This window comes from Paraburkholderia sp., assembly GCF_026225065.1.
Classification (GTDB): Bacteria; Pseudomonadota; Gammaproteobacteria; order Burkholderiales; family Burkholderiaceae; genus Paraburkholderia.
Window position 1 is genome coordinate 1 of record NZ_JAMFSB010000129.1, and the last position, 9,517, is coordinate 9,517.

A 9,517-nucleotide genomic window follows, 5' to 3' on the forward strand; every position below is an offset into this window, starting at 1 on the left:
CAGTTCTGGGCAACGCAGGGCAAGCACGCGAAGAAATACGTGATTTCGCGCAAGAACGGTTATCACGGTTCGACGATCGCCGGCGGCACGCTCGGCGGCATGGGCTACATGCATGAGCAGATGCCGTCGAAAGTCGAGAACATCGTTCACATCGACCAGCCGTATTACTTCGGCGAAGCCGAGGGCAATCTGACGCCGGAAGAATTCGGCCTCGCCCGCGCGCAGCAGCTCGAAGCAAAGATTCTCGAGATCGGCGCGGAGAACGTCGCCGCGTTTATCGGTGAGCCTTTCCAGGGGGCGGGCGGCGTGATTTTCCCGCCGTCGACTTACTGGCCGGAAATCCAGCGCATCTGCCGCAAGTACGACATTCTGCTGGTCGCGGATGAAGTGATCGGCGGTTTCGGGCGCACCGGTGAATGGTTCGCGCATCAGCACTTCGAGTTCGAGCCCGATCTCATCACGCTCGCCAAGGGCTTGACGAGCGGCTATGTGCCGATGGGCGCGGTCGGTCTGCATGACCGTGTCGCCAAGGTCATTATCGAAAACGGCGACTTCAATCACGGCCTCACCTACTCGGGCCATCCAGTCGCGGCAGCGGTGGCTGTCGCCAACCTGAAACTCTTGCGCGACGAGAAAATCGTCGAGCGCGTCAAGACCGAAACCGGTCCGTACTTCCAGAAGCAGTTGCGCGAGACCTTCGCGAACCATCCGATCGTCGGCGATATTTCCGGTGCCGGGCTGGTAGCCGGTCTGCAACTCGCGCAGGAGCCGAAAACGCGCAAGCGTTTTGCCAATGGAAGTGAAGTCGGCACAATCTGCCGCGACTTCTGCTTCAGCGGCAATCTGATCATGCGCGCCACCGGCGACCGGATGCTGCTGTCGCCGCCGCTCGTGATCACGAAGCAGGAAATCGACGAGATCTTGTCGAAGGCGAAAAAAGCCATCGACGCGACCGCACAACAACTCGGAATTTCGTAACGGCAGTTCTTTTCCGGCACGGGCGTAACAACCATGACACACGCCCATGCCGGGACTTTAACTTCAAGGGAAAAACGCCATGAGCGCTAGTCATACTGGACGTCATCTTCGTCACGCGGTCGCGGGGGCCGCGCTTCTCGCCGTCACGAGCTTTGCTGCGCTGTCGGTCTCACCGGCGCTTGCGGCCGACACGGACCTGAACGTGTACAACTGGTCGGACTACATCGCCAAAGACACGATTTCGAACTTCGAGAAGCAAGACGGCATCCATGTGAAGTACGACAACTACGATAGCGACGATACTTTGCAGGCCAAGCTGCTCGCAGGCAGTTCGGGTTACGACATCGTGGTGCCAACGTCCAACTATATGGCCAAGCAGATTCAGGCCGGCGTCTACCAGAAGCTGGATAAATCCAAGCTGCCGAACCTGGCGAACCTCGACCCGGTTCTGATGAAGATGATTACCGACGCCGATCCGGGCAACCAGTACGGCGTGCCTTGGGCATATGGCACAGACGGTGTGGGCTATAACGTGCAAGCCGTGCAAAAGGCGCTCGGCGCCGACGCGCCGGTGGATAGCTGGGCGCTGGTGCTCGATCCGGCCAACCTCTCCAAGCTGAAGGGCTGCGGCGTGTCGTTCCTCGACCAGGCTGTCGACGTGTTCGCTGCCGTGCTGCAATACATGCACAAGGATCCGAACAGCACGAACCCGGCTGACTACCAGGCCGCCTTCGAAGTGCTGAAGAAAGTCCGCCCGTATATCACCCAGTTCAACTCCTCCGGTTACATCAACGACCTCGCCAACAACGACATATGCGTCGCAGTGGCGTGGTCGGGCGACGTCGGCATCGCCAGCCGCCGCGCCGCTGAGGCGAAGCGCTCCTACACGGTCAAGTTTTCCAACGTCAAGGAAGGCGGCCTGCTGTGGTTCGACGTGATGGTGATCCCGAAGGACGCGCCGCACGCTGAAGCCGCACTGAAGTGGATCAACTATATCGAAGATCCGAAGGTCAACGCCGCGATCACCAACGAAGTGTTCTACCCGACCGCCAACAAGGCCGCACGTCAATTCGTGACGCCGGGCGTCGCTCAGGACACCACCGTTTATCCGGGTGACGACGTATTGAGCAAGATGACGCTGATGAAGCCGATGCCGAGCGACATTCTGCGCCTTGAAAACCGCCTTTGGGCTCAGCTCAAAACCGGCCACTGATTGTTAAACACCGCCTATAAGCGCATATAACCGCGGAGCAGGGATCGCTCGATCCCTCTCCGCCTGAATCAGGCAATAAGGCAGTCAGCCTGCGCCTTGCAAGCGCAGTCCCATGTTTCCCGATCGCAGCAGACCTTTGTGAGCCGCCTCGCGCGCCCCACACGGGGATGCTTACGCCCGCGATCCGCAAGGAATGGTTACGCCATGAACTCGACGACCTCAAATAGCTCCGCCCAGGCGGCTCGTAATGCTGCAAAAGCCGCGGTTACGACTAAAAGCAAATCCGACGAATTTGTCCGCATTGAAAACGTCGTAAAGAAATTCGGCGACAGCACCGCTGTCGATAACGTCAATCTGATCATCGCGAAGAACGAACTCTTCGCGCTGCTCGGCAGCTCGGGCTGCGGCAAGTCCACGCTCCTGCGCATGCTCGCCGGACTGGAAACGGCCACCTCGGGACGCATCTTCGTCGACGGCGAAGATCTCGCGGCAATGCCGCCGTACAAGCGCCCGGTCAACATGATGTTCCAGTCGTATGCGCTGTTCCCCCATATGAGCGTGGAGGCGAACATCGCCTTCGGCCTCAAGCAGGAAGGCACGCCGAAGAACGAAATCAAGGAACGCGTCGCGGATGCGCTGCATCTCGTGCAGATGAGCAAATTCGCGGGCCGCAAGCCGCATCAGCTCTCAGGCGGCCAGCAACAGCGTGTCGCGCTGGCCCGCTCGCTCGTCAAGCGTCCCAAGCTGCTACTGCTCGACGAGCCGATGTCCGCGCTCGACAAGAAGATCCGCCAGAAGACCCAGCTCGAGCTGGTCAATATCATCGAGAAGGTCGACGTGACCTGTGTGATGGTGACCCACGATCAGGAAGAAGCGATGACCATGGCCGGGCGCCTCGCCGTGATGAGCGAAGGCCGCATCGTGCAGATCGGCACGCCCTCCCAGGTTTATGAGTTTCCGAACAGCCGTTTCTCGGCCGAGTTTATCGGCACGACCAACATGTTCGAAGGCGTGGTGGTGGAAGACGAGCCCGATCACATCTTCGTCGAAAGCGAGGATCTCGAAGCGCGTATGTATGTGAGCCACGGCATCACGGGTCCGCTCGGCATGCCGGTGGGCATCTCGGTGCGCCCGGAGCGAGTCAGGGTTTCGCTCGAGAAACCGGGCACGCCGCACAACTGGGCCCGTGGGGTCGTCTCGGATGTCGCGTACATGGGCAGCTATTCGCTGTATCACGTGCGCCTGCCGAGCGGCAAGACCGTGGTGTCGAACCTGTCCAGCTCGCATCTGATGAGCGAAGGGGCGCCCGCCTACAACGACGACGTGTTCGTCCATTGGTCGCCGGCGAGCGGCGTGGTGGTGACGCAATGACAACATCGGCCTCCACCCCCTCCGTGGCGCCCAGCACGCTCACCCGGCTGCTGAAGCGCCTGACCGCCCTGCTGCCGTCGGGCCGCACAACAGTGATTGGCGTGCCGTTCATCTGGCTAACACTGTTCTTCGCGTTGCCCTTCGTGCTGGTGTTGAAGATCAGTTTCGCCGATCTGCGCCTGAGCATTCCGCCGTATTCCGACCTCGTCAGCATGAAAGACGGCGTCGTGCACCTGGCAATCCAGCTCGGCCACTACGCGTTTCTGCTGCAGGACGATCTGTACATAGCGACCTACATCAGTTCGCTGAAGATGGCGGCCGTCTCGACCTTCTTCTGCCTGCTGATCGGCTATCCGATCGCGTACTACATCGCACGCTCCGAACCGGCCAAACGCAATCTGCTGATGATGGGCGTGATGCTGCCTTTCTGGACCTCGTTCCTGATCCGCGTCTATGCATGGATAGGCATCCTGAAGGACGACGGCCTGCTCAATCACACGCTGACGGCGATCGGCATGATCCACTCGCCGCTGCGGCTATACCACACCGATATCGGCGTCTATATCGGCATGGTCTATTCGTATCTGCCGTTCATGGTGATGCCGCTGTATGCGCACCTGGTGAAGATGGACCTGACGCTGCTCGAAGCCGCCTACGACCTCGGCGCCAAGCCGTGGACCGCCTTCACGCGCATCACCTTGCCGCTGTCGAAGAACGGCATCATCGCCGGCAGTCTGCTGGTGTTCATCCCGGCGGTGGGCGAATACGTGATCCCCGAACTGCTCGGCGGCGCCGACACCCTGATGATCGGCCGCGTGATGTGGGACGAGTTCTTCAACGATATGGACTGGCCGATGGCGTCCGCCGTCACGGTCGCAATGGTTCTGCTGCTGCTCGTGCCGATGGCCGTGTTCCAGTACTACCAGGTCAAGGAACTGGAGGGCGCGAAATGATCAGGCCGAATAGAAAGCTTTCCAACACTGTCCTGACGCTCGGGTTCCTGTTCCTTTATATCCCGATCATCAGCCTCGTCGTGTACTCGTTCAACGAGTCGAAGCTCGTCACCGTGTGGTCCGGCTTTTCGCTGAAGTGGTACGGGGCGCTGCTGCAGGACGACGAGTTGCTCAGCGCGGCGTGGCTCTCGCTGAAGATCGGGCTGTTGACGGCGTGCGCGTCGGTCGTGATCGGCACGTGGGCAGGCTTCGTGCTCGCGCGCTTCGGGCGCTTTCGCGGCTTCACGATGTTTGCCGGGATGATCAACGCGCCACTCGTGATTCCTGAAGTGATTCAGGGCATCTCGCTGCTGCTGCTGTTCGTTGCGCTCGAACAGATGCTCGGCTGGCCAAAGGGCCGCGGCCTGTTCACGATCTGGATCGGCCACGTGATGTTGTGCGTCTCCTATGTCGCAATCATCGTGCAGTCGCGCGTGAAGGAGCTGAACAAGTCGCTCGAAGAAGCCGCGCTCGACCTCGGCGCCACGCCGTTCAAGGTGTTCTTCCTGATCACGCTGCCGCTGATCTCGCAAGCGCTGATGTCCGGCTGGCTGCTGTCGTTCACGCTGTCGTTCGACGATCTGGTGCTGTCCGCGTTCCTTTCCGGGCCCGGCTCCACCACGCTGCCGCTTGTCGTGTTCTCGCGTGTGCGTCTCGGTCTGAATCCGGAAATGAATGCGCTCGCAACGATCTTCATCACGGTTGTGACGATCGGTGTGATTGCAGTGAATCGCTGGATGCAGATTCGCGAACGCAAGCGCACCCGCGATATGCAAATGGCGTTTGCTGTTGCTGAAGCCGCCGATGCTGCAACCGTTACCGCCCAACCTGCCGCCGTGCGCGAGTCGCTCGGTGCCGTCCAAGTTTAAGCAGTTCCTGGCAATACGACCAACAAGGAGAATGTGCATGAGAAAGAAACTCATCTGCCTGCTAGTGGCGGGGAGTCTGCCTGGCGTTGCCATGGCGGACGCCACCAGCGATGAGATCAAGGCGCTGCAGGCCCAACTGAACGCCTTGCAAAAAGAAGTCAAACAATTGCGCTCGGAGGTCGCAGCCAAGCCCAAGGCGGTAGTCGCGGCACCGGCGGCAGCGCCGGCTGCGGCACCTGCCGTGGCCGCGGCCCCGGTGGATATTTCGTCGCCTGATTACGGCAAGTCGCAAGCGACGCTGACCAACGACCAGGTCGACTCGATGAAGCAGCAGATCGCCAATCAGCAGCTGAAGGTCGATTCGCTGGTGGATGCGCAGAATACCGGTCCGATTGCAGGTCTCTCGATCACGGGCTATATCGATCCGACCTATGTCTATAACCGCGCTCCGGGCACCTCGTCGTTCCTGTTCGCGAACCACGAAAGCAGCTACAACTACTTCAACAGCACGTTCGGCGATCTCTACCTCGACATCAAGAAGACCTTCGGTGTCGGCCCGATGGCGCCGTCGGCTGAAATCACCCTGATGCCGAACCGCGGCAACGGCATTACGCTGCTGCAGAACGAGCACGGGACGATCGGCGACAACATCCTGAACACGGCGGTCGTGACCGTACCGGTGACGGCGACGACGACCTTCGTGGCCGGGTTGATGCCGAGCTTCGGCGGCTATGAAGTGCAGCAGTCGAACCAGATGATCACGCTCACGCACAACCTGCTGTATGACTTCTCGGATCCGGGCAGCTATGTCGGCGTGGGCGTGAACTACACGGGCGACAGCAGCAACTGGGCGTGGAAATTCATGCTGGGCAACGAACAGTACCGCACGTATGGGTCCGTGGTACAGACGGGCACCAACGCGTTGGGGGATCCGATCACCAGCAGCAACAAGATCCCAACCTTCACGGCACGCGTCGACTACACGTGGTCTAGCGCGCTGGATCTGGGCGGCTCGTTCAATATCGGCCGGCAAACGCTCGCGTCCGGACTCGACTCCAGCGGCAATCCGGTATACGGCGTAGGTGGTGCGGCACCGAGCGCCTTTGGCACTTTCTTCTTCGCCGAAGCCGATGCCGCTTACACGCTCGCGGACGTCCAGTACAACGCCGAGCTCGACTACGGTCAGCAACAGAACGCTGCATTCAACGGCGGCCAGGCACAGTGGTACGGCATCTCGTTGCTCGCGCACCGCAAGTTCAGCGTGCCGACGGTCGGGCGCATGGGTGTGACGGCGCGCTACGACCTGCTCGCCGACACCAAGAACGGCGGCGGCGGCGGTGGCGTCGCGCTGAACTCGAACGGTATGGACACGGCGGACGGCTTCGGCATCGGTGCAAGCTGCCTGGCGAATTCGAAGGCGAACGGCGGCCTGGGCTTCGAGTGCAAGGGCGCCGTCCACCAGGACGTCGCACTGGACCTGCTGTTCTATCCGACCCAGCAGATCACCGTGAAGGTGGAATACCGACACGACTGGGCCACTCAGGATACGTTCCTGCGCAACGATGGCTCATATAGCAAGTCCAACGACATGCTGGCCACGCAGTTCATCTACGCGTTCTAACCTGTACCGCCGAAGCGCGATTGCTTGCCTCACGGCGTCGCGCCTCGGCCTTTATTGTGTTTTCTGCCTATGCTCCGGTTTTCGAACCAGCCCCATGCCGCGTCGTACTACACGGCGACGCTCAACGACACGACCCGTCATGCCCCACTCAACGGCACATTGAAGGTGGATGTCTGCGTGATCGGCGCCGGCCTCACCGGCATCTCGACCGCGCTCAACCTCGCCGAACGCGGCTACTCCGTTGCGGTGCTCGAAGCCTCGAAAGTCGGTTGGGCGGCGAGCGGGCGTAATGGCGGTCAGTTGATTGGCGGCTTTGCGTGCGATATGGATACGTTCGCAAAGCACATGCCCGCCGAAGACGTCAAACGTATGTGGGAGATGGGACTCGAGACGCTGGAGATCGTCAAGGATCGCGTCGCCAGACACCAGATCGACTGCGACCTCAAGTTCGGCTATTTTCATGCGGCGAACAAACCGCGCGATGCCGAATCACTAAGGCAATGGCGTGATGAAGCACAAACGCGCTTCGGTTACGACCGTTTCCGTTACATCGAGCAAGACGGCTTGAGCCACTACGTGCAGTCGACACGCTATCTGGGCGGTCTGTTCGATCCGGATAGCGGCCATTTGCATCCGCTCAATTACACGCTTGGCCTCGCGCGTGCGGCGCGCACAGCGGGCGTACAGATTTTCGAAGACAGTTGCGTGACCCAGATGCGTAGCGAGGGCAATGGGCACGTGATTGAAACCGCTCACGGTGAGGTACAGGCGCAATTCGTTGCGCTCGCCTGCAACACCTGGCTGGGTGCACTTGCACCCGAGCTCGCGCGCAAGATCATGCCGGTAGGCACGTACGTGATTGCCACCGAACCGCTCGACCCCGCACGCGCCCAGGCCCTGATGCCGGCGCACGCTGCCATCTGCGACAGCCGTTTCGTGCTCGACTACTTCCGCCCCGCGCCGGATCACCGCGTGTTGTGGGGCGGCAAGGTCAGTTACTCGACGTTTGCGCCGCGCGATCTGGGCGAAGCCATGCGGCGCGATATGCTAAAGACTTTCCCGCAACTGGCCGACGTAAAGGTCGACTATGCGTGGGGCGGTTTCGTCGATATCACGATGAATCGTGCGCCGCATTTCGGACGCCTCTCGCCCACCGTGTATTTCGCGCAAGGCTTTTCCGGTCACGGCGTCAATACCACGGGGCTGGCCGGCAAGCTGATCGCCGAGGCGATCGATGGCCTGGCCTCGCGTTTCGACCTGTTCGGCAAGATTCGCCACCGCGATTTTCCGGGCGGCGCTACACTGCGCACCCCCGCCCTCGTGCTCGCGATGGCCTGGTACCGAATGAAGGACCTGCTTTGATGGCTGACAGTCTCGACCGCCGCGCGGATGCACTGATCCGCGACTCCTATTACGAAGCGAGCGCCGTGCGCCCACTCGCCGATGATCCGATGCTCGACGGTGCGCTCGAAGCCGACGTCTGCGTGATCGGCGCGGGCTTTGCCGGACTATCGGTTGCGCTCGAGTGCCGGGCGCGCGGCTTGTCGGTGATCGTGCTCGATGCGCATCGTCCCGGCTGGGGAGCGTCGGGGCGCAACGGCGGACAGACGCTGGTGGGTTTCGCCAAAGACGAGATCATCGAAAGGCAACTCGGGCTCGACGGGGCACGCGCGGCCTGGGCGATGTCCGTGGAAGGCGTGGCGTTGGTGCGTGAGCGCATCGAACGGTACGGGATCGATTGCGATTTCACGCCGGGCTATCTGACCGTCGCGACCAGGCCGAAGCGTGTGCCCGATCTGCGCTCATGGATGGACGATGCCTCATCGCGCTGGGGCTATACGAAGCTCTCGTGGGTCGACACGGATGAGATCCGCGCTCGTGTCGCGTCGGAGCGTTATCTGGCCGGTGTTTATGACCCGTGCTCGGGACATCTGCATCCGCTGAAATACTGCCTGGGTCTTGCCGAAGCGGCGCGGCGCGAAGGGGCGTTGCTGTTCGCGCATTCACCGGTGGTCGAAGTCGTGCGCGGCGAGCGGCCGGTCGTGCGGACTGCGACTGGTGAAGTTCGTTGCCGCTTTGTCGCTGCGTGCGGCAACGCGACCATCGGCAATGTGCTGCCCGCCTCGGTCGCGGCGCGGATCGCACCGATCGCGTCGTATATCGTCGCCACCGAGCCGCTCGAGGAAGCGCGTGCGTCCGCCCTGATCGCCAGACGGGAAGCCGTGTGCGACAACAATTTCTTCCTCGACTACTTCCGCGTCTCGGCCGATCACCGTGTGCTGTTCGGCGGCCGCGCCAGTTCGACGGGCGCGTCGCCCGCCCAATTGTCCGAGCAGATTCGCAAGCGGATGGTGGGCGTGTTTCCGCAAGTGGCCGATGCGCGGGTCGAATATGCATGGGGCGGGTTCGTGGACGTCACGCGCAATCGCGCGCCGGATTTCGGCTCGATCGATCCGAACTACTTCTATGTGCA

Annotated in this window: 8 protein-coding genes; all 8 read left to right on the plus strand. The window is 61.3% G+C overall.

Translation table 11 applies throughout. The annotated features are described in order from the left end of the window. A partial coding sequence (locus tag M0954_RS10265) for an aminotransferase (RefSeq protein ID WP_297353025.1) occupies nt 1-978 on the plus strand: 978 nt, incomplete at its 5' end. A 79-nt stretch (nt 979-1,057) separates the two neighbouring features. Then, complete coding sequence (locus M0954_RS10270) at nt 1,058-2,191, plus strand: polyamine ABC transporter substrate-binding protein (protein ID WP_123387993.1); 1,134 nt, start codon at nt 1,058-1,060, stop codon at nt 2,189-2,191. A 204-nt stretch (nt 2,192-2,395) separates the two neighbouring features. Further along, nucleotides 2,396-3,562, plus strand: a complete 1,167-nt coding sequence (locus M0954_RS10275) for a polyamine ABC transporter ATP-binding protein (RefSeq protein WP_122158679.1) — start codon at nt 2,396-2,398, stop codon at nt 3,560-3,562. Next, entirely contained in the window at nt 3,559-4,515 is a 957-nt protein-coding gene (locus tag M0954_RS10280) for an ABC transporter permease subunit (protein WP_133893360.1), read from the plus strand. The genes M0954_RS10275 and M0954_RS10280 overlap by 4 nt, the downstream gene beginning before the upstream one ends. Next, nucleotides 4,512-5,423 (plus strand): ABC transporter permease subunit, encoded by a 912-nt coding sequence (locus M0954_RS10285; RefSeq protein WP_133893361.1) that lies wholly within the window; start codon nt 4,512-4,514, stop codon nt 5,421-5,423. The genes M0954_RS10280 and M0954_RS10285 overlap by 4 nt, the downstream gene beginning before the upstream one ends. A gap of 37 nt (nt 5,424-5,460) precedes the next feature. Further along, entirely contained in the window at nt 5,461-7,044 is a 1,584-nt protein-coding gene (locus tag M0954_RS10290; RefSeq protein ID WP_122158676.1) for a DUF3138 family protein, read from the plus strand. Nucleotides 7,045-7,113: 69 nt separating this feature from the next. Further along, nucleotides 7,114-8,406: an FAD-binding oxidoreductase gene (locus M0954_RS10295; protein WP_297353027.1), complete on the plus strand. Its 1,293-nt coding sequence runs from the start codon at nt 7,114-7,116 to the stop codon at nt 8,404-8,406. Continuing rightward, nucleotides 8,406-9,517 (plus strand): FAD-binding oxidoreductase (locus tag M0954_RS10300; RefSeq protein ID WP_297353028.1); only part of this gene is annotated, 1,112 nt, incomplete at its 3' end. The genes M0954_RS10295 and M0954_RS10300, both read left to right, overlap by 1 nt.